This is a genomic window from Kitasatospora sp. NPDC034035 (assembly GCF_055575755.1).
Map to the genome: position 1 here is coordinate 105,530 of NZ_JBVISA010000013.1, position 19,491 is coordinate 125,020.

Annotated in this window: 18 protein-coding genes, 1 tRNA gene and 1 pseudogene; 13 read left to right on the top strand and 7 right to left on the bottom strand. The window is 71.3% G+C overall.

What is annotated here, in order from left to right; genetic code table 11:
• Positions 1-135 precede the first annotated feature (135 nt).
• Positions 136-1,407: a PTS transporter subunit EIIC gene (locus ACZ52J_RS20065; protein ID WP_360496904.1), complete on the bottom strand. Its 1,272-nt coding sequence runs from the start codon at positions 1,405-1,407 to the stop codon at positions 136-138.
• Positions 1,408-1,887: 480 nt separating this feature from the next.
• Positions 1,888-3,189, bottom strand: coding sequence for a PTS transporter subunit EIIC (locus ACZ52J_RS20070; protein ID WP_465620408.1), 1,302 nt, complete (start codon positions 3,187-3,189; stop codon positions 1,888-1,890).
• A 402-nt stretch (positions 3,190-3,591) separates the two neighbouring features.
• On the opposite strand from ACZ52J_RS20070, the gene ACZ52J_RS20075 reads away from it, so the two are divergent.
• The 4 genes from ACZ52J_RS20075 (at position 3,592) to rdgB (ending at position 5,944) form a co-directional block, all read left to right on the top strand.
• Positions 3,592-3,825, top strand: a complete 234-nt coding sequence (locus ACZ52J_RS20075) for a PTS sugar transporter subunit IIB (RefSeq protein WP_030284095.1) — start codon at positions 3,592-3,594, stop codon at positions 3,823-3,825.
• Positions 3,826-4,022: 197 nt separating this feature from the next.
• The gene (gene rph / locus ACZ52J_RS20080) at positions 4,023-4,748 is read left to right on the top strand and encodes a ribonuclease PH (protein ID WP_360496911.1); all 726 of its coding nucleotides are present in this window, start codon (positions 4,023-4,025) and stop codon (positions 4,746-4,748) included.
• Between the two features lie 169 nt (positions 4,749-4,917).
• A complete protein-coding gene (locus ACZ52J_RS20085; protein ID WP_360496914.1) occupies positions 4,918-5,307 on the top strand; it encodes a hypothetical protein in 390 nt (129 codons plus the stop codon).
• Between the two features lie 31 nt (positions 5,308-5,338).
• Positions 5,339-5,944 (top strand): RdgB/HAM1 family non-canonical purine NTP pyrophosphatase, encoded by a 606-nt coding sequence (gene rdgB, locus ACZ52J_RS20090; protein ID WP_465620411.1) that lies wholly within the window; start codon positions 5,339-5,341, stop codon positions 5,942-5,944.
• Between the two features lie 79 nt (positions 5,945-6,023).
• On the opposite strand, the gene ACZ52J_RS20095 is transcribed toward rdgB, so the two are convergent.
• Positions 6,024-6,107 (bottom strand) — tRNA-Leu (locus ACZ52J_RS20095).
• Between the two features lie 392 nt (positions 6,108-6,499).
• Here ACZ52J_RS20095 and ACZ52J_RS20100 point away from each other — a divergent pair.
• Positions 6,500-8,836, top strand: a complete 2,337-nt coding sequence (locus ACZ52J_RS20100) for a chitinase C-terminal domain-containing protein (protein ID WP_465620602.1) — start codon at positions 6,500-6,502, stop codon at positions 8,834-8,836.
• 94 nt (positions 8,837-8,930) lie between these two features.
• Here the strand turns inward: ACZ52J_RS20100 and bcp are convergent, their stop codons facing one another.
• Entirely contained in the window at positions 8,931-9,404 is a 474-nt protein-coding gene (gene bcp, locus ACZ52J_RS20105) for a thioredoxin-dependent thiol peroxidase (RefSeq protein WP_360496920.1), read from the bottom strand.
• Between the two features lie 173 nt (positions 9,405-9,577).
• Here bcp and ACZ52J_RS20110 point away from each other — a divergent pair, with 173 nt between their 5' ends.
• The 3 genes from ACZ52J_RS20110 (at position 9,578) to ACZ52J_RS20120 (ending at position 10,783) form a co-directional block, all read left to right on the top strand.
• A complete protein-coding gene (locus ACZ52J_RS20110) occupies positions 9,578-9,919 on the top strand; it encodes a DUF3618 domain-containing protein (protein ID WP_465620413.1) in 342 nt (113 codons plus the stop codon).
• A gap of 224 nt (positions 9,920-10,143) precedes the next feature.
• A complete protein-coding gene (locus ACZ52J_RS20115) occupies positions 10,144-10,446 on the top strand; it encodes a GroES family chaperonin (protein WP_049655715.1) in 303 nt (100 codons plus the stop codon).
• A 16-nt stretch (positions 10,447-10,462) separates the two neighbouring features.
• The gene (locus ACZ52J_RS20120) at positions 10,463-10,783 is read left to right on the top strand and encodes a hypothetical protein (RefSeq protein ID WP_465620415.1); all 321 of its coding nucleotides are present in this window, start codon (positions 10,463-10,465) and stop codon (positions 10,781-10,783) included.
• A gap of 58 nt (positions 10,784-10,841) precedes the next feature.
• On the opposite strand, the gene ACZ52J_RS20125 is transcribed toward ACZ52J_RS20120, so the two are convergent.
• Together ACZ52J_RS20125 and ACZ52J_RS20130 are read right to left on the bottom strand one after the other, a co-directional pair.
• Positions 10,842-11,198: an SDR family oxidoreductase gene (locus tag ACZ52J_RS20125; RefSeq protein ID WP_465620604.1), complete on the bottom strand. Its 357-nt coding sequence runs from the start codon at positions 11,196-11,198 to the stop codon at positions 10,842-10,844.
• Positions 11,199-11,262: 64 nt separating this feature from the next.
• Positions 11,263-11,562: pseudogene (locus ACZ52J_RS20130) on the bottom strand (SDR family NAD(P)-dependent oxidoreductase); the annotation flags it as partial.
• A 173-nt stretch (positions 11,563-11,735) separates the two neighbouring features.
• Here ACZ52J_RS20130 and ACZ52J_RS20135 point away from each other — a divergent pair.
• Positions 11,736-12,647, top strand: coding sequence for a LysR family transcriptional regulator (locus ACZ52J_RS20135; protein WP_465620417.1), 912 nt, complete (start codon positions 11,736-11,738; stop codon positions 12,645-12,647).
• Positions 12,644-13,825 carry a winged helix DNA-binding domain-containing protein gene (locus ACZ52J_RS20140; protein ID WP_465620418.1) on the top strand — a complete coding sequence of 394 codons (1,182 nt, stop codon included), beginning with the start codon at positions 12,644-12,646 and terminating at the stop codon, positions 13,823-13,825. Before ACZ52J_RS20135 ends, ACZ52J_RS20140 begins: the two co-directional genes overlap by 4 nt.
• A gap of 27 nt (positions 13,826-13,852) precedes the next feature.
• On the opposite strand, the gene ACZ52J_RS20145 is transcribed toward ACZ52J_RS20140, so the two are convergent.
• Positions 13,853-16,201, bottom strand: a complete 2,349-nt coding sequence (locus ACZ52J_RS20145; protein ID WP_465620420.1) for a transglycosylase domain-containing protein — start codon at positions 16,199-16,201, stop codon at positions 13,853-13,855.
• Positions 16,202-16,491: 290 nt separating this feature from the next.
• Between ACZ52J_RS20145 and ACZ52J_RS20150 the strand changes: the two genes are divergently transcribed.
• The 3 genes from ACZ52J_RS20150 (at position 16,492) to ACZ52J_RS20160 (ending at position 19,316) form a co-directional block, all read left to right on the top strand.
• Positions 16,492-17,373, top strand: a complete 882-nt coding sequence (locus ACZ52J_RS20150; protein ID WP_465620422.1) for an ABC transporter permease — start codon at positions 16,492-16,494, stop codon at positions 17,371-17,373.
• Complete coding sequence (locus ACZ52J_RS20155) at positions 17,366-18,286, top strand: ABC transporter permease (protein ID WP_465620423.1); 921 nt, start codon at positions 17,366-17,368, stop codon at positions 18,284-18,286. The genes ACZ52J_RS20150 and ACZ52J_RS20155 overlap by 8 nt, the downstream gene beginning before the upstream one ends.
• 70 nt (positions 18,287-18,356) lie before the next feature.
• The gene (locus ACZ52J_RS20160) at positions 18,357-19,316 is read left to right on the top strand and encodes an ABC transporter ATP-binding protein (RefSeq protein ID WP_465620425.1); all 960 of its coding nucleotides are present in this window, start codon (positions 18,357-18,359) and stop codon (positions 19,314-19,316) included.
• The last annotated feature ends 175 nt before the right edge of the window (positions 19,317-19,491 follow it).

Genomic DNA, 19,491 nt, shown 5'->3' on the forward strand with positions numbered 1-19,491 from the left:
GGTTTTTCTTTTGTTTCTTCCCCCGCCTTTTCCAAGAACGAAAACCCCGGGCCTCCCGGGTGCGCAAAGGCCCCCCCCCCGCCGTGGGGGGGGCGGAGGGGGGCCGGGGCCCTTCGGACGGGAGGGACGCGGGCGTCAGGCCTTGGTGACGTCCTCGATCTCGTCGTCGTCCTCGCGACCGGGGGTCTTGAGGTTGAACTTGGTGATCGCGAAGCGGAACAGGAAGTAGTACAGCGCCGCGAAGACCAGGCCGATCGGGATGATCAGCCAGGGCTTGGTGGCCAGGTTCCAGTTGAGCCCGTAGTCGATCAGGCCGGCCGAGAAGCCGAAGCCGTCGTGCACGCCCAGGCTCCAGGTGATGGCCATCGAGAGGCCGGTGAGCAGCGCGTGGATCAGGTAGAGCACCGGGGCGATGAACATGAACGAGAACTCGATCGGCTCGGTGACACCGGTCACGAAGCTGGTCAGCGCGACCGAGATCATCATGCCGAGCACGGCCTTGCGGCGCTCGGGGCGCGCGGTGTGGGCGATCGCCAGGGCGGCGGCCGGCAGGCCGAACATCATGATCGGGAAGAAGCCCGACATGAACTGGCCGGCGGTCGGGTCGTTGTGGAAGAAGCGCGGGATGTCGCCGGTCCAGGTGTGGCCGGAGGCGTCGGTGAAGCTGCCGACCTGCTGCTGGAAGAAGGTGTTCAGGAACTGGTGCATGCCGACCGGGATCAGCGCGCGGTTGGCGACACCGTAGATGCCGGAGCCGGCGGCGCCGAGACCGGTCAGCCAGTCGCTGGCGTGGGTCAGGCCGGTGCCGATCGGGCCCCAGGCCAGACCCATGACGACGCCGAGCAGGGTGCCGACGAAGGCCATGATGATCGGCACGAGGCGGCGGCCGTTGAAGAAGCCGAGCCAGTCGACGAGCTTCTTGCGGTGGTACTTCTGCCAGATCACGGCGCTGAGCAGGCCGACGACGATGCCGCCGAAGACGCCCGGGTTCTGCGGCTTTCCGGCCGGCAGTGCCGCGGTGACGGTGCCGTCCATCGGGAAGACGGTCAGCACGTTGTGGAAGACCAGGTAGCCGACCAGGGCGGCCAGCGCGGTGGAACCGTCCGCCTTCTTGGCGAAGCCGATCGCGACACCGACGCAGAACAGCAGCGGCAGGTTGCTGAACACGGCGTCACCGGCGGTGGCGAAGACCTCGGCGACCTTTCCCCAGCCGAGTCCGTCCTTGCCGAAGACGTCGGGCTGGCCGAGCCGGAGCAGGATACCGGCGGCCGGGAGGACGGCGACCGGCAGCTGGAGGCTGCGGCCGATCTTCTGCAGGCCCTGGAGGACGTTCTGGCCGAACTTCTTGGCGGGGCTTGGCGCGGCCGGAGCCGTGGCGGGCGCCGGTGCCTGCGCAGACTGACTCATGGGGGTGGGTTCCTAACGGCATGGCGGTCGGTCGGGGGATGGGCACAGGGGGCCAACCGCGAACTGGTCTACACCACGGGTGGTGTAGACCAGTTTCTAGCACGGGTGGAGAAGGCGGGGAACCCGGAAAGCGCCGTCGCGGGGAAGCGCTATGAAATCGAAACCTAGTCGGGGAACGGCGATCTTGATTACGTGTGCGATGGGGATTTTGGCTATTTGCGCAACAAAAAGAGCCCGCCGCCGCCGGGGTCGCGGTGGCGGGAGCTGAGAGTGACCGCGGTGTCGCAGATCCGCCTGACCGGGGCTTCCCGCCGTCGCGGTCGGTCGCCGCCGAGGAGCGCTTCGTCGGTGGCCGTATCGCGGCCGAATTGCCTTTCGAACGTCAGCCGGGCAGGGAAACAAGTCCTTTCCCGAAATGCCGAAGGCCCCCGACCGGCGGGTCCGGAGGCCATTGCGGGGTGCTGCCCGGGGCGCTCTGTTTCAGGCTTTGGTGACGTCCTCGACCTCGTCCTCGTCCTCGCGCCCCGGTGTTTTCAGGTCGAATTTGACGATGATGAACCGGAAGAGCGCGTAGTACACGACGGCGAAGCAGAGGCCGATGACGATGATCAGCCACGGCTTGGTGGCCAGCCCCCAGTTGATCACGTAGTCGATCAGGCCGGCCGAGAAGCTGAACCCGTCGTGCACCCCGAGCCCCCACGTCACCGCCATCGAGGCGCCGGTCAGCAGGGCGTGCACCGCGTACAGTGCCGGGGCGATGTAGGCGAAGGAGTACTCGATCGGCTCGGTGACACCGGTGACGAAGGACGTCAGGCCGACCGAGAGCATCAGGCCGTAGATCTCCTTGCGGCGGTGCAGCTTGGCCGAGTGCGCGATCGCGAGCGCGGCGGCGGGCAGCGCGAACATCATGATGGGGAAGAAGCCGGACAGGAACTGTCCGGCCGTCGGGTCGCCCGCCAGGAAGCGTGGGATGTCGCCGTGCACCATCGCGCCGTCGGCCTTGGTGAAGTCGCCGAACTGGAACCAGACGAAGGTGTTCAGCAGCTGGTGCATGCCGATCAGCAGCAGCGCGCGGTTGCACACGCCGAAGATGCCGGAGCCGCCCGCGCCGAGGTCGGCGAGGTCCTGCGAGAAGTCGTTGAGGCCGCGGCCGATCGGCGGCCAGATCCAGAGCGCGAGGACGGCGATCACCAGGCCCACCAGGGCGGTGATCATCGGCACGAGGCGGCGGCCGTTGAAGAAGCCGAGCCAGTCCACCAGCTTGGTGCGGTGGAACCGGACCCAGAGCCAGGCCGACAGCAGGCCGATCAGGATGCCGCCCAGCACCCCCGGATTCTGGTACGTCGCGGCCGCGATCTTCGCCGACGAGTAGTCCACGCACTGGCCGGTCCAGGCGTCCGGGACCGGGACCGTCCCGCCCTTGCAGTGCTCCGGGAAGGCGTGCAGGACCCTGAAGTAGACCAGGAAGCCGACCACGGCGGCGAGCGCGGTCGAGCCGTCCGCCTTCTTCGCCATGCCGATCGCGACGCCGACGCAGAACAGCATCGGCAGGCCGAAGGAGGAGTCGAGCAGCGCGCCGCCGGCGGCGGCGAAGACCCTGGCGACGTTGTCCCAGCCCAGGCCGTCCTTGCCGAACACGTCGGGCTGGCCGAGCCGGTTCAGGATGCCCGCCGCCGGGAGCACGGCCACCGGCAGCTGCAGCGAACGGCCCATCTTCTGGAGGCCGCCGTAGAAGGAGTGCCACCACGTCGTCTGCGGGGCTGTGGCGCCTGCCGAACTCATCCTTCGCCTTCCGGGAGCAGTTGCCGGCCGGTGGCCCCCTGCGGGACCCTCGGGCGGGGCTCAGGAACGCCCGGGGCCGGTTCTGCGTTCATCGGAGTACACATATATTGGTGTAGACCACCATCGGACGCAGGTCGCACTCCGGGACTCCGGCCCCGCTGATCGTCATCCTCGGGCGGCGATCGGGAGCCTGCCCGCCGGAGTGGGCCAAAAGTGGCCTAACGTGGCAAACCGGACCTGCGCGGGTGATGCTGGTCGCGCTGCCCGGCAGCACGACCGCAGCTGAACCCGCGTCAGCCGCACGGACCTCGCCGCCCCGCGGCCGAGGGACAACCCCCACAGCACAGCGCACGACGGCACCCGGCAGAGCGGCCGGCGAGCCGAGACAGAGGGAGAAATCAGATGGCCAGCAAGGCTGAGAAGATCGTCGCCGGTCTGGGCGGAATCGACAACATCGAAGAGGTCGAAGGCTGCATCACCCGCCTGCGCACCGAGGTCAAGGACGCCGCCCTGGTCGACGAGGCCGCCCTCAAGGCCGCCGGCGCCCACGGCGTCGTCAAGATGGGCACCGCGATCCAGGTCGTCATCGGCACCGACGCCGACCCGATCGCCGCCGACATCGAAGACATGATGTGAGCTGAACCACCCGGGCCCACCCATCGAGCCGCGAGGCTCACTCACCGAGCCACCCAGGCTCACCCACCGAGCCACCCGGGCCCACCCGCCCGGCCCGCCACCCCACCCGAGGGAACGGCGGGCCGCGGCGCACCCGGACAGCGGGCCCCGGCGCACCGACACCGCCCCGCCACCCGAAGCCACTACGCTCAGTGCCTATGTCACGCATCGACGGCCGCACCCCCGAACAGCTCCGCCCCATCACCATCGAACGGGGCTGGAGCAAGCACGCCGAAGGCTCCGTCCTCATCTCCTACGGCGACACCAAGGTGCTGTGCACCGCCAGCGTCACCGAGGGCGTCCCCCGCTGGCGCAAGGGCAGCGGCGAAGGCTGGGTCACCGCCGAGTACTCCATGCTCCCGCGCGCCACCAACACCCGCGGCGACCGCGAAGCCGTCAAGGGCCGCATCGGCGGCCGCACCCACGAGATCAGCCGGCTCATCGGCCGCTCGCTGCGCGCCGTCGTCGACCACCGCGCCCTCGCCGAGAACACCATCGTCCTCGACTGCGACGTCCTCCAGGCCGACGGCGGCACCCGCACCGCCGCCATCACCGGCGCCTACGTCGCCCTCGTCGACGCCGTCGCCTGGGCCCGCGACAAGAAGCTCCTGCGCGCCAAGGGCCAGCCCATCACCGGCGGCGTCAGCGCCGTCAGCGTCGGCATCATCGACGGCGTCCCCATGCTCGACCTCCAGTACGAGGAGGACGTGCGCGCCGAAACCGACATGAACATCGTCTGCACCTCCGACGGCCGCTTCGTCGAGGTCCAGGGCACCGCCGAAGGCGCGCCGTTCGACCGCGCCCTGCTCGACCAGCTGCTCGACCTCGGCAGCCTCGGCTGCGCGGAACTCGACCAGATCCAGCGCAAGGCCCTCGAAGGCTGAACCGGCGCGGGCCCCACAACCGTGATCCAGGTCGGACGCCCCGCCGCCCGGCCTGCTGTACAGGCCGGGCCCGGAGACCGTACGGTTCCCGCAGCACCCCGCTGCGGGAACCGCGCACCCCCCGGCGCGCGTCCCACACCACGGAACCCGCGCCCCACAGGAGGACCGGATGCCGTCCAGCATCGCCCGCCCCGCCGCCCTCGCCGTGGCCGGACTGATCGCGATCCTCCCGCTCAGCATGGTGAGCTGCTCCGCCGCACAGAAGGCCATCGACTGCGGCAACACCGCCGTGAAGATCACCGGCGACATCGCCGACGTCACCAAGGCCTACGACAACGCCAGCAACGACTCGGCCGCCGCCGGGAAGGCGCTGCAGAAGCTCAAGACCGACCTCGACCAGGTCGGGAAGAACTCCAAGAACACCGACGTCGCCAAGGCCGTCACCGACCTGCAGAAGCAGGTCGACAACGTGCAGCGGGCCGCCGACAAGAACCAGGTCCCCGACCTCAAGCCGCTCGGCGACGCGGCCGGCAACCTCACCTCGGTCTGCACCGGCTGACGGCCCCTCGACGCCGGATAGGGTGGGCGATATGTCCACCCGCCTGATCCTCGCCACCCGCAACCAGCACAAGGTCGCCGAGCTCCGCGCCATCCTCACCGGCGCCGGCCTCGACGTCGAACTCGTCGGCGCCGACGCCTACCCCGAGATCCCGGACGTCCCCGAAACCGGCGTCACCTTCGCCGAGAACGCCCTGCTCAAGGCCCACGCCCTGGCCCGCGCCACCGGCCTGCCCGCCATCGCCGACGACTCCGGCCTCTGCGTGGACGTCCTCAACGGCGCACCCGGCATCTTCTCCGCCCGCTGGTCCGGCAAGCACGGCGACGACCGCGCCAACCTCGACCTGCTGCTCGCCCAACTCTCCGACATCGCCGAGCCGCACCGGGGCGCCCACTTCTTCTGCGCCGCCGCCCTCGCCCTCCCCGACGGCACCGAACGCGTCGTCGAAGGCCGCCTCCTCGGCACCCTCCGCACCACCCCGGCCGGCGACGGCGGCTTCGGCTACGACCCGATCCTCCAGCCCCTCGGCGAAACCCGCACCTGCGCCGAGCTCACGGCGGACGAGAAGAACGCCATCAGTCACCGCGGCCAGGCCTTCCGCGCCCTCGCGCCGGTGGTCAAGGACCTCATCGGCTGACGCGCCGTCCGCGGAACGCCGAAGGCCCTCCCCGAGATGCTTCTCGGGGAGGGCCTTCGAACCTTAGGTGTAAGGCTAGTGCGGCCTGAGGGATTCGAACCCTCACGGGGTTTCCCCCACCGGATCCTAAGTCCGGCGCGTCTGCCTGCTCCGCCAAGGCCGCATGGCCTCCAGTCTAGGGCTTCACTTCCGGTGGGAACAGCGAGATTCAGCGCGGCGCCGTGCGCCTGTTCCTGTTCCGTTCGCGGCGCGCATCCGTGACGGAGCGGCAGTTCGGGCACTTCGGACACCGGGGCCGGTGGATGTTTGGCTGCTGATTACCAATTGGTACAGACCTATTGACCTATGTGGTTCAGACCACATAGCTTCTGCGCCAATTGGAATCCCCCACGTGCGTGCTCTCCCACAGGCACGCGCCGACACTCTCTCCCGGAGGACCGAGTGTTGATCCGAAGCACTGCCGAACGGCGTCCCACCGCCGTTCGGCGACGTAGGAGTCCGGCGGGCCGGGCTGGTGCGGCCTCGTTGGCGGCGGCGTCGCTGGCCGGGCTGCTGATGGCGACGCTGGGTGCGGCGCCCTCGCAGGCGGCGGCGGCCGTCGACAATGCGGCCTGTCGGCCGGACGGGCTGTACCAGACCCCGGGGGTGGACGTCCCGTACTGTTCCGTCTACGACACCGGCGGGCGCGAGAAGATGGGCGCGGACCACCAGCGCCGCATCATCGGCTACTTCACCGGCTGGCGCACCGGCAAGAACGGCGATCAGCCCTACCTGGTGAGCGACATTCCCTGGGACAAGGTCACCCATCTCAACTACGCCTTCGGGCAGGTCGGCGGCGACAACAAGCTGTCCGTCGGCGCGGACGGCCCGACCAACGAGGCGACCGGGATCTCCTTCCCGGGAGTGCCCGGGGCCGAGCTGGATCCGACGTTGCCGTACAAGGGCCATTTCAATCTGCTGACGAAGTTCAAGAAGCAGTACCCGAACGTCAAGACGCTGATCTCGGTGGGCGGTTGGACCGAGACGGGCGGCTACTTCGGGGACGACGGCAAGCGGGTGAACTCCGGCGGCTTCTACTCGATGACCGTCAACCCGGACGGCAGCGTGAACCAGGCGGGCATCGACACCTTCGCGGCCTCGTCGGTCGACTTCATCCGCACGTACGGTTTCAACGGTGTCGACATCGACTACGAGTACCCGACCTCGATGAAGGACGCCGGGAACCCGCTGGACTGGCAGCTCGCCAACTCCAAGCGGGGTTCGCTGGCCAAGGGTTACGCGGCGCTGATGAAGACGTTGCGGGAGAGCCTGGACAAGGCCGGTGCCGCCGACGGCAGGCACTACCTGCTGTCGGTCGCGGCCCCGTCGTCCGGCTATCTGCTGCGCGGCATGGAGACCTTCCAGGTGGCGCAGTACCTGGACTACGTCAACATCATGTCGTACGACCTGCACGGCGCCTGGAACAAGTACGTCGGTCCGAACGCCTCGTTGTTCGACGACGGCAAGGACGGCGAGTTGGCGGCCGCCAACGTGTACGGCACCGGGCAGTACGGCGGCATCGGCTATCTGAACGCCGACTGGTCGTACCACTACTTCCGCGGCGCGATGCCCGGTGGCCGGATCAACGTCGGCCTGCCGTACTACACCCGCGGGTTCAAGAACGTGCAGGGCGGCACCAACGGCCTCTGGGGTACGGCGTCCGCGACGACCTGTCCGGTCGGGGCCGGTCTGACCTCCTGCGGGGACGGCGCGGTCGGCATCGACAACATCTGGAACGACAAGGACGACGCGGGCAAGGGGTCCCCGGCCGGGTCGAACCCGATGTGGCACGCGAAGAACCTCGAGAAGGGCATCCTGCCCGACTACCTCGCCAAGTACGGGGTGACGGACACCGCGCTGCAGGGCACCTACGCCCGCAACTACAGCTCCGCCCTGGTGGCGCCGTGGCTGTGGAACGACACCAAGAAGGTGTTCCTCTCCACCGAGGACGAGCAGTCGGTGGGCGCAAAGGCGGACTACATCGTCAACCAGGGCGCCGGCGGCGCGATGATCTGGGAGCTCGCGGGCGACTACAAGTGGGACGCCGCCGCGAACGGCGGCAAGGGCGAGTACGTGCCCGGTTCGACGTTGACCTCGCTGATGTACGACAAGTTCAAGTCGGCGGCCCCGTACGGCGCGACCCGTTCGACGGTCGCGCTGCCGCAGCAGACCCTGCCGGTCGACGTGTCGTTCACCAACTTCGCGCTGGGCGACTCGAACTACCCGATCAACCCGAAGCTGCACATCGTCAACAACTCGACGCTGACCCTGCCGGGCGGCACCGAGTTCCAGTTCGACTACGGCAACTCGGCGCCGGGCAATGCCAAGGACCAGTCCGGGTTCGGGCTGCAGGTCATCCGGCAGGACAATCCGGGCCCGGGCAACGTGGGCGGTCTGAAGGGCACCTACAACCGGGTGTCGGTCAAGCTGCCGGGCTGGCAGTCGCTGGCGCCGGGCGCCTCGGTCGACATGGACTTGGTCTACTACCTGCCGGTGTCCACGCCGTCGAACTGGACGGTGAACGTGGGCGGCACGCTGTACGGGATCAAGGGCGACCTGACCCGGGGCGCGACCGACGGCGGTACGACCCCGCCGACCACGCCTCCCAGCACGCCGCCGACGACCCCGCCGACGACCCCGCCGACCACGCCTCCGACCACTCCGCCCACGACGCCGCCGACCACGCCGGCCGGTTGCGCGGGTGCGCCGGGCTGGGACGCGGGCACCACCTACGCGACGCCCACCAAGGTGTCCTGGAAGGGCCACTACTACCAGAACAAGTGGTGGACCAAGGGCGACGACCCCGCGGCCAGTGGCGCGTGGGGAGTCTGGAGCGACCTCGGGGCCTGCTGAGCTGACAGCGGCCCGTCGAGGTGAGGGACGGCGGTGGCGGCGCACCCGGTCGGGGGGTGTGCCGCCACCGCTTCGCCGTGTCGGGGCGGGCCGGTCAGGCCTCGATCTTGAGGTCGCGCAGCAGCTTGGCGACGTGGCCGGTGGCCTTGACGTTGTAGAGCGCGCGCTCGACCTTGCCCTGCTCGTCGACGATGATCGTGGAGCGGATCACGCCCAGGTAGGTGCGCCCGTAGTTCTGCTTCTCGCCGTAGGCGCCGTACGCCTCCAGGACCTTGTTGTCCGGGTCGGAGAGCAGGGTGACCTTGAGGTTCTCGGTCTCGCGGAACTTGCCGAGCTTCTCCGGCTGGTCCGGCGAGATGCCGATGACGTCGTAGCCGGCGCCCGCGAAGACCTCCAGGTTGTCGGTGAAGTCGCAGGCCTGCTTGGTGCATCCCGGGGTGAGCGCCTTGGGGTAGAAGTAGACGACGACCTTGCGGCCCGCGTGGTCGGCGAGGGACACCTGGTTGCCGTCGGCGTCGGACAGGCTGAAGGCGGGCGCGGTGTCGCCGGGCTGGAGACGCTCAGTCATGGGTGGACTCTCCTGGTGCGTGCTGCTGTGACGGGCGGTCGTACCACGGCAAACCTACCTCCGATGGTGGGTGGGGCCGCGCGGCCGTGCGCGGCAGCTGACACACTGGGTCAGTCGCACAGATCGCAACGGATCGCACAGATCAACATCGGCAAGTGAATGGGGTGGCCCGAGTGGGCGAGGCGAGCACGCAGGACAAGTCGGCGCGGACGACCGCCCAGATCGAGGCGGACATCGAGAGCACGCGCGGCCGGCTGGCGGAGACCCTGGACGAGCTGGCCGTACGCGTTCACCCGAGCACGATCTCCGCCCAGGTCAAGGCCAGGGCGGCGGCCGCCGTCGAGGAGAAGGCCGGCCGGGCGTACGTCGCCGCCAGCGGCATGGTGGACAAGGTCAAGGCGCAGTTCGTGGACGAGAAGGGGCAGCCGCGGCGGGAGCGGATCGTTCCGGCCGCGCTGGTCGGCGTGGGCCTGGTGCTGCTGGTCGCCTCGTCGCGCAAGCGCCGCAAGGGCTGACGCGGGAACACGCGTACGCGGGAAGCGCGGGTACGCGAGCACGCGGGTACGCGGTTGAGGGCCGGGCGCGGTGCGCGCCCGGCCTTCCGTATGCCGGGCCAGCGTCACGCTCCGCGCCCGGGAGCGGTACCTTCGGGACCGTGAGTACGAACGACGAGACCCGCTCCGACCACCCGCACGATGCCGTCCGGCACGACCGGCTGGGCGAGAAGCTGCCGATCCGGATGCTGCACGACCGCGTGCTGGTGCGCATCGAGGGCGGCGAGGGCGAGCGCCGCTCGACCGGCGGCATCCTGATCCCGGCGACCGCGGAGCTGAGCAAGAGGTGCACGTGGGCGGAGGCTGTCGCCGTCGGCCAGAGCGTGCGCTCGGTGGAGCCGGGCGACCGGGTGCTGTACGACCCGGAGGACAAGCTGGAGGTCGAGGTCCGGGGCGCCACCTACGTGCTGCTGCGCGAGCGTGACCTGCACGCGGTGGCCGCGACCCGCTTCGGTGACACGGAGGGTTCGACGGGGCTGTACCTGTGAGCGTCGGGCTGTACCTGTGAGCGCGGAGCGCCTGCGGTACTTCTTCGAGGCCGGGGTGGTCGGCACCGCCCTGTGGCCGGACGACGTGGACAGCCCGTACGGCTACCCGGCCGAGCTCGACCGCCTGCCGATCAGTACCGCGCTCGCGGCCGAGCTGGACGGGCTGTCCTCCCGGTTCCAGTCCTCGCTGGACTGGGACGACCCGGGCGGTCCGTCGCCGTGGTCGCGGGACGAGGAGGTCCGCTTCGACGCCGCCGCCCGGGCCGCCCTGGAGGCGCTGCGCCGGGAGCTCGGCCCGGGGTGGACGGTCGTGGACGGGCTCCGGCCGGTCCGGTGAGCGGTCGCCGGCCGGGGGGTTTCGGGTCGGCCGGGGGGTGAGGGTCACCCGGGGGCGTTCAGGCCAGCAGGGTGCCGCCGTCCACGGTGACGACGGTGCCGGTGGCGAAGTGCTGCCGCATCAGGTAGACGTACGCCTCGGCGGCGTCCTCGGGGTCGCCGATCCGGCCGAGGGGGAGGCCGGCGGCGGTCGCGGCGTAGAGCTGTTCGCGGTCGGTGTCGGGCAGGCCGGACCAGAGCGGGGTGCGGATCATGCCGGCCCGGACGGCGTTGACCCGGATCGGCGCGAGTTCGACGGCCAGGGCCCGGACCAGGGACTCGATCGCGCCGCAGATGCCGGCGGCGACGCTCCAGCCCGGTCCGGGCCGCAGGCCGGCGGTGCCGGAGGTGAGGGTGATCGAGCCGCCGGGGCGCAGCCGGGGGGGCGGCGGCGCGGACGGCGTCGAGGGCGCCGAAGTAGCGCAGGGTGAAGAAGCGGCGGGCGGCGTCGAGGTCGAGGTCGTCCAGGGGCATGAGGGCGAGTGGTTCGCCGGCGGTGAAGACCAGGTGGTCGATGGGGCCGAGGCGGTCGAAGAGGGCGGCGACCTGGGTGCTGTCGGTGAGGTCGGCGATCTCGGCGGTGGTTCCGGTGGGGAGGGTGGCGAGGGCGCGTTCGGCGCTGTCGGTCCGGCTGGAGGCGACGATGACCCGGTCGCCCTGGCGGGCGGCGAGGTCGGCGGTGGCGAGGCCGATGCCGGAGGTGCCGCCGAGGACGACGATGCGCTGGTCGGTGAGGGTCATGGTGGTGCCTTTCGGGCTTCGGGGTGTCGGGGTGCCGGCGCGGTTCCGGAGGAGCGCGGTTGGGGGAAGGTGCTTCGATCCTGTGTCGCGCGGGTCGGTGTCGTCCAAGACTTGTTCCGTCCGCTGTCATACCCTCGGGGTATCAGCGGAGGTCGGAAGCGGGAGGGCGGGCGATGGACGTCGATCTGCGGAAGCTGCGGTACTTCGTCGCGGTGGCGCGGCAGCTGCATTTCGGGCGGGCGGCGGCCGAGTTGCACATCGCGCAGCCGGTACTCTCCCGGCAGATCCGGGCGTTGGAGGCGGAGTTGGGTGCCCAGCTGTTCCGACGGGATCGGCGGTCGACCGAACTGACGTGTGCGGGGCGGCAGTTGCTGGAGGATGCGCCGCAGTTGCTGGCGGCGGCGGAGGCGTTGCGGCGCCGGGTGGGGCGGTCGGCGGACGACCGGGCGCGGTTCGTGGTGGGGTTCATGCCGGGGATCACGGTGACGGCCGTCGCGCGGGCGATGTGCGGGCGGCATGCGGGGTTGGCGGTGGAGGTGGTCCGGACGTCCTGGCGGGACCAGGCGCAGGTGGTGCTGGACGGCCGGGTGGACGTGTCCTTCGTGCGCTTGCCGGTGGACCAGCGGGGTCTGGCGTTGCGCCCGTTGTTCGCGGAGCCGCGGGTGGCGGTGCTGCCGGCGGGGCACCGGTTGGCGGGTGAACGGTCGGTGGTGATGGCCGAGTTGGGCGGCGAGCGGCTGCTGCAGGATCCGGATGCGGTGCCGGAGTGGCGGGATCTGCCGGTGCCGGGCGGGCGGCGGCCGGAGCGGGCCCGGCCGAGTGCGGACACCGTCGAGGAGAAGCTGGAGTACGTGGCGGCGCACGAGGGCATGGTGGTGCTTCCGTTGTCGGTGGCGGCGTTCTACACGCGCTCGGACGTGGTGCACGTGCCGGTCTCCGACATCGCGCCCAACCGGGTCTGCCTGGCTTGGGCGGCGGGGCGGACGTCGCCGTTGCTCGTGGAGTTCGCGGAGCTCGCGGCGGAACTGGCGGCGGGTGGCGCGGAGCCCGAACTGTCGGCGGTCGGGGCTAGGGTCCGGGTATGACGAGGCGTGTGCCGGTGATCGGTGATGGTGAGCGTCGGGCCCGACTGGGGCGGCGGCAGTTGCTGGCGCCCTCGGTGCGGGCGGCGCGGGTGGAGGACGTGGCCGACGCGGTGGTCGGGCTGCACGCGACGGACGCGGCCACGGTGTATCTGTCGGCGTGCGCGCGGCTGGCCGAGCCCTCGGCGGCGGCGGTGGAGCGGGCGCTGTACGAGGACGTCTCGCTGGTGAAGCTGCTGTCGATGCGGCGGACGATCTTCGCGGTGACGGAGGGCTTCGCCCCGTACGTGAGTTCGGCGGCGGCGCGGGCGATCGCGGCCAAGGAGCGGGCGACGCTGCTCAAGCACCTGCGGGACCACGCCGAGGGCTGGGACGAGGGGCGGCTGGCCGCGACCGAGCGGGAGGTGCTGGCCGCGCTGGCGGTGCGCGGCGAGGCGACGACCAAGGAACTCGGCGATGACGTCCCGCAGTTGCGCGAGACGATGCTGATGTCGGCGGGCAAGGCGTACGAGGCGAAGCAGAGCGTGGGCAGTCGGCTGCTGCGGCTGCTGGCCTCGGACGGGCACGTGCGGCGCTGTCGTCCGCGCGGTTCGTGGCTGAGCAGCAGCTACCCGTGGGCGCTGGTGCCGCAGTGGCCGGAGGTGCCGGTGCGGGAGGCGAAGGCGGAGGTGGTGCGCCGCTGGCTGGCCGCGTACGGTCCGGCGACGGTCGAGGACGTGAAGTGGTGGACGGGGTGGACGTTGAGGGACGTCCGCAGGGCGCTGGCGGACGTCGGCGCGCAGGACGCGGAGGTGTCGGGCGGCGTGGCCGGGCTGGTGCTGCCGGGCGATGACGCGCCGGTGGCGGAGCCGGAGCCGTGGGCGGCGCTGCTGCCCGCGCTGGATCCGGCGGTGATGGGCTGGCGCGGGCGGGACTGGTACCTGCGGCCGGAGGACGTGCCGGCGCTGTTCGATCGGGCGGGCAACGCCGGGCCGACGGTGTGGTGGTGCGGTGAGGTGGTGGGCGGCTGGGCGCAGCGTGCCGACGGCGAGGTGGTGTGGCGGCTGTTCCGGGACGTCGGGGCGGAGGCCGGGCAGGCGGTCGCGGCGGAGGCGGAGCGGTTGGCGGGGTGGCTGGGGGAGGTGCGGGTGACGCCGCGGTTCCGGACGTCGGTGGAGAAGGAGTTGGCGGCGGGGCGGTAGTGCCCGGTCCGGTGGTCCGGTCGGCGCCTACGGTGTCGGGGTGGCCGCCGGCCGGGTGGCGGGGCCGCCGGTGGCGGTGGGCGGGTCGGTGGGCCGGGGCGGCTGGGTCTGGGTGGGCCGGGCGGTGGGGCTGGGCTGTTCCTGGCTGGCGGTGGGCTTGGGCTTGGGGGGCTGCGGGCTGGGGGTGGTCGGGTCGGGGGCGGGGCCGGTGGCGGCTGGGGGGCCGCTGGGGGCGTGGGTGGGGGCTGTGACGAGCCCGGGGATGGTGGCGCTGGGCGCTGCGGTGGGGCCGGAGCCGTGGGTGAAGGTGGGGCCGGTGTTGGGGGAGGTGCTGCCGGTGGCGGTGGGCCAGGTGTCGGTGCCGGGGTTGTCGTGGCCGGTCTGCAGGTCGAACTGCTGGGTGGGGGTGCCGTCGAGGGCGGCGGTCATGTAGGCGGTCCAGATCTTGGTGGGGATGGCGCCGCCGTTGATGCGGGTGAGTCCGGCGGTGCCGGCCAGGGGTTCCTTGGCGTGGGTCTTCGGGTTTTCCCGGAACAGGCCGATGGTGGTGGTGAGTTCGGGGGTGTAGCCGGCGAACCAGGCGGAGAGGTTGGCGTCGGTGGTGCCGGTCTTGCCGGCGGCGGGGCGGCCGAGGTCGAGGGCGGCGGCGCCGGTGCCGCGGGGGCTGACGACGTCGCGCAGGACGTCGGTGACGGCGTCGGCGATGGCGCGGCCGATGGCGTCGGTGGGGTTGTGCTCGGGGGTCTTGGGGACGTCGATGGCGCCGCCGGGGTTGCTGCGTTCGAGTTTGAGGACGGACCACGGGGTGTGGGCCTGGCCGTGGTTGGCGAGGGTGGCGTAGGCGCCGGCGAGGTCGAGGGCGCTGGGGGTGGCGGTGCCGAGGGTCATCGAGGTGTTGGCCGGGTCCATGCCGCGGACGCTGTCGGGGATGCCGAGTTTGACCGCGGTCTCCCGGACGCGGGCGAGCCCGGCGTCCACGCCTTCCTGCGCGTACACGGAGTTGACGGACTTCACCATGGCGTAGCGCAGGCTGATGCTGCCGTAGTCGACGTTGTCCTCGTTGGGCGGCGCGTACGGGGTGGGGCCGCCGGTGACGGGGCGTTCGCTGGTGCCGTCGTAGTGGGACTCGGTGGTGATCGGGCGGCCGTCGAGGGTGTGCTGGGCGAGCAGGCCGGCGGTGAGGTCGATCGGTTTGAAGGTGGAGCCGATCTGGTTGTCCTGGCGCAGTGCGTCGTTGTAGGGCTGCTTGGCGTAGTCGGGTCCGCCGTAGACGGCGACGACGCGGCCGGTGGCGGGTTCGACGGAGGCGCCGGAGACCCGGACGTCGGTGTCGGTGGTGGGGCGGGCCCTGGGGTCGAGTTCGTCGGTGAGTTCGGTCTGGACGGCCTTGACGAGGGCGTCCTGCTTGGGCTTGTCGAAGGTGGTGGTGATGCGCCAGCCGCCGGCCTTGAGGGTGGCGGCGTCGATGGTGCCGGAGGAGATCAGGTAGTCGTCGGCGACGCCGACGAGGTAGCCGGCCTGGCCGGAGAGGCCGGTGGCGGGCTGGGGGTCGATCGGGTCGGGGAAGGTGGCGGCGGCGCGGTCGGCGGTGGTGAGGAAGCCGAGCTGGACCATGCCGTCGAGGGTGTAGTTCCAGCGCGCGATGGCCTTCTCGCGGTTGGCGGGGGTGGCGGTCTTGACGTCGTAGAGGCTGGGGGCCTGCAGCAGGGAGGCGAGGTAGGCGCTCTGGGTGAGGGTGAGTTCGGAGACGTCGACGCCGTAGTAGGCATGGGCGGCGCTCTGGATGCCGTAGGCGCCGCGGCCGTAGTAGCTGCTGTTGAGGTAGCCGGCGAGGATGTCCTTCTTGTCGCGCTGCTGGTCGACCTTGAGGGCGATGAGGAGTTCGCGGCCCTTGCGTTCGATGGTCTGGCTCTGGGTCAGGTAGTAGTTCTTGACGTACTGCTGGGTGATGGTGGAGCCGCCCTGCATGCCTTTGCCGGTCAGGGTGTTCCAGCCGGCCCGGACCATGCCTTTCAGGTCGATGCCGCGGTTCTGGTAGAAGGTGCGGTCCTCGGCGGAGACGGCGGCCTGCTGGGTCTGCAGCGGGATCTGGTCGATGGTGACGTCGGTGCGGTTGACGGCGCCGGTGTGGGCGATCTCGGTGGTGCCGTCGGCGTAGAGGTAGATGTTGTTCTGGGCGACGGCGTGGGCGTTGGGGTCGGGCACCGGGACGATGACGTAGAGCACGGCGAAGCTGCCGACGGCGAGCAGGAACAGCGTGGTGAGCGTGCCGAGGGTGACTCGCCAGGTGGGCAGGGCTCGGCGCCAGAGCGGGAGGGCGCGGCGGGCCTCGCGGCGGGCGGCCCGTCTGGCCTGGCGTCGGGTGCTCAAGGTCATGCCGCGATTATGTGCTATTTGACGTCCGATCAGCGGCGGGTGGGGGGCTGACGTGCGCTGTTGTGTGCTTCGAACGCCGTCCGGGCGCACGGTGCCGTGAGGTGTCGAAAATCGGGTGCGGGCGGTGGGGGTCGGAGGTACGGTGAAAGATGCGAACTTCATAGCGCACCCACTTCGGCAGCTCCGCCCGCCTGGCCCGGCACCCCCGGGTACGGCCGATCGGAGCCGCTGGGGCGTGTGTGGACGCGTGCGGGCAGCTCTCTGCCCGCATTTGTCGACAAGGAGACAATATGCTGAACGCTGCTCCCGCTGAGGCACGACCCCCCGCCGAGGCACGACCCCCCGATCCCACGGCGGCTCTCGCCGCCTCCCTCGGGCTGTACGCGGCCGTCGCCCGCGGCGCCTTCCGCCGCCACTCCACCTACCGGGCCGCCACCTTCGCCGGCATCGTCACGAACACCGTCTTCGGCTGCATCCTCGCCTGCACCTTCGTCGCGCTCTGGCAGGCCCGCCCCGGCCTCGGCGGCTACGGCCCGGACCAGGCCGTCACCTTCATCTGGGTCTGCCAGGCCCTGATGCCCACCACCGCGATCTTCGGGGGCGGGTTCGAGAACGACGTCCAGACGCGCTTCCGCAGCGGCGACATCGCCGTGGACCTCTACCGGCCCGTCGACTTCCAGGGCTGGTGGCTGGCCGGAGACCTCGGCCGGGCCGGCTACCAGCTGCTGGTCCGCGGCGGCGTGCCGCTGCTGGCCGGTGCGCTGCTCTTCCACTTCCGGCTGCCCGAACGGCCCCTGACCTGGTTGGTCTTCCTGCTCGCCGTGCTGCTCGCCGAGATCGTCAGCTTCGGGCTGCGGTTCCTGGTCGCGCTCACCGGCTTCTGGCTGCACGACTCCGACGGGGTGCGCTCGGTGGCCCTGGTGGTGGCGATGTTCCTCTCCGGGATGCTGCTGCCGCTCACGCTCTTTCCCGGGTGGCTCGGCGAACTCGCCCGGGTGCTCCCCTGGTCGGCGCTGGCCCAGGTGCCCGCCGATCTGTTCCTGGAGCATGCGACTGGCGCGGCCGCGCTCGGTCCGCTCGGCTTCCAGCTCGGCTGGGCCGCGGTGCTGCTGGCCGCCGGGCGCGGCGTGCAGGCGCTCGCGACCCGGAAGGTGGTGGTCCAGGGTGGCTGACCCCGGCCCCGCGCCCGCCCCCTCGGGCCGCCGGCGCACCGGCGCCGACCGTTCCGGCCCCGGGCGCACCCGTACCAGCGCCGAGCGCATCCGCTCCGGTGCGGCCCGAGCCCGCTGGGCCGTGCGCTCCTGGTGGCTGTGCGCCGCCATGTGGACCCGTTCGACCATGGCCTACCGGGCCTCGTTCGCGATGATGCTCACGGCCAACCTGGTGATCGCCTTCCTCGACTTCGCCGTGATCATCCTGATGTTCCGGCACACCGACACGCTCGGCGGCTGGAACCTGCCCGAACTCGGCTTCCTCTACGGCACCTCCGGGTTCGCGCTCGGCATGGCCAACCTGCTGGTCGGCAGCATCGACGCGCTCGGTGACCGCATCCGCACCGGGACCCTGGACGTGATGCTGATCCGGCCCGCCCCGGCCCTGGGCCAGCTCTGCGCCGAACGCTTCTCGCTGCGCCGGATCGGCCGCCCGGTCCAGTCTGCGGCGGTGCTGGCCTGGTCGCTCGCCGCGCTGGACGTGACCTGGACCTGGGACAGGGTCCTGCTGGTGCCCGTCCTGCTGCTCTGCGGCACGGCCATCTTCTGCGCGCTCTGGGTGGGCTTCGCCTGCCTGCAGTTCTGGTGGGGCGAGGCCGAGGAGCTCCAGAACTCCGTCACCTACGGCGGCGGCCTGATGCTCCAGTACCCGCCGACGGTCTTCGCCAAGGACCTCGTGCTCGGCGTCGTCTTCGGCGTCCCACTGGCCTTCGTCAACTGGCTGCCCGCCCTGCGCATCCTCGACCGGCCCGACCCGCTCGGCCTGCCCACCGCCTTCCAGTACGCCTCCCCGGTCGCCGCCGCCCTCTGCGTCGCCGCCGCCGGCCTCGCCTGGCGCGCCGGGCTGCGCGCCTACCGCGGCACCGGCAGCTGAACCCCCCGTCTGCACCCCGTCCGTCTGTACCCCCTCCGTCTGGATCCCCCGTCGCCCTTAAGGAGCTTCCATGGCACTGATCGAACTCGAGGACGTCCACCGCAGTTTCACCGTACGGGCCCGCGCCGGCCGGTTCAGCCGCACCAAGCGCGAGGTGCGCGCGGTCGACGGACTCAGCTTCACCGTCGACGCCGGCGAGTGCGTCGGCTACATCGGGCCCAACGGCGCCGGCAAGTCCACCACCATCAAGATGCTCACCGGCATCCTCGTCCCCAGCTCCGGACGGCTGCGCGTCGCCGGGGTCGACCCGGCCCGCCAACGCGTCGCCCTGGCCCGCCGGATCGGCGTCGTCTTCGGGCAGCGCACCACCCTCTGGTGGGACCTCCCGCTGCGCGACTCCTTCGAACTCGCCTGCCGCATCTACCGCATCCCCGACCGGCGGTACCGCGAGAACCTCGACCGCTGTGTCGAACTGCTCGACCTGGGCGGCCTGCTGGACACCCCGGTCCGCCAGCTCTCGCTCGGTCAGCGGATGCGCGGCGACCTCGCCGCCGCGCTGCTGCACGACCCGCAGGTGCTCTACCTGGACGAGCCGACCATCGGCCTGGACGTCGTCAGCAAGGGCAGGGTGCGCGAGTTCCTGCGCGAGGTCAACCGCGACCGGGGCACCACCGTGCTGCTCACCACCCACGACCTGACCGACATCGAGCAGCTCTGCGGCCGCGTCATGGTGATCGACCACGGCCGGGTGGTGTACGACGGCGGGCTGGAGGGCCTGCACGCCACCGGGCGCAGCGAGCGGACACTGGTGGTGGACCTCGCCGAGGCCCGGTCCCCGATCGAGGTGCCCGGGGCCCGGGTGGTCAAGATCGAGGGGCCGCGCCAGTGGCTGACCTTCCCGGCGCAACAGAGCGCCGCGCCGATCGTGGCGGCGGTCGCGGAGCGGTACCCGCTGGTGGACCTGTCGGTGCGCGAGCCGGCCATCGAGGACGTGATCGCCCGGATGTACGCGGAGGTCGCGATCGGCTGAGCGGGGCCGTTCCCCGGGCGGCTTCCGGCCGCTCGTCGGGCAGCTCGTCGGGCGGGTGGCCCGTTCTCCCGCCTCCCCGGCTGTCTCCCGCCTCCCGCCTCCCGGCCGCCGTGTGTCCGTACGGCGGCCGGGTGCCTGTTCTGGTCCCCGTCGCCGTGCGGGTGACGGTCGTGAC